Below are 480 nucleotides of genomic sequence, written 5' to 3'. Positions count from 1 at the left end.
TTGCTTGGCGACCATAGCATTATGGACCCACCTGATCCCATGCCGAACTCAGAAGTGAAACGTAATAGCGCCGATGGTAGTGTGGGGTTTCCCCATGTGAGAGTAGGACATCGCCAGGCTTGAATTTGAATGAGAGCCCGTTCAGTTGAACGGGCTTTTATTTCGCTCCCAGACTGTCACTGTGAGCCAAGTCAACATAACGTTTTTAACGATTCAAAAATAATTGAAAAAGTTGAAAATATTATCTTGACTTTCAAATCAGACAGCGTATTATACGCAGCCTGAAACGACGAAGCGGAAACGCTAAGTGGTTGAAAGACAAGCTCTTTAACAATTTAACCAAATCAATCTGTGTGGGCACTTGTGAATTGATAATCAACAAATTATCAATGAACTGAGTGACTACACAAAATTACTTTTATGTAACAATCAGTATTAATCATTGAGTCGGTTTTGTTTCTGCTGAAACAAACCAAAAAA

General features: G+C 39.6%; 1 rRNA gene. It reads left to right on the top strand.

What is annotated here, in order from left to right:
- The first annotated feature begins 3 nt into the window (after window positions 1-3).
- A 5S ribosomal RNA gene (gene rrf, locus HC728_RS19845) occupies window positions 4-119 on the top strand.
- Window positions 120-480 lie beyond the last annotated feature (361 nt).

Source organism: Aliivibrio sp. S10_S31, assembly GCF_014694495.1.
Taxonomy (GTDB): Bacteria; Pseudomonadota; Gammaproteobacteria; order Enterobacterales; family Vibrionaceae; genus Aliivibrio; species Aliivibrio fischeri.
The sequence above is the reverse complement of the archived record's forward strand: the minus strand, read 5'-3'. Positions and strand labels throughout refer to the sequence as shown.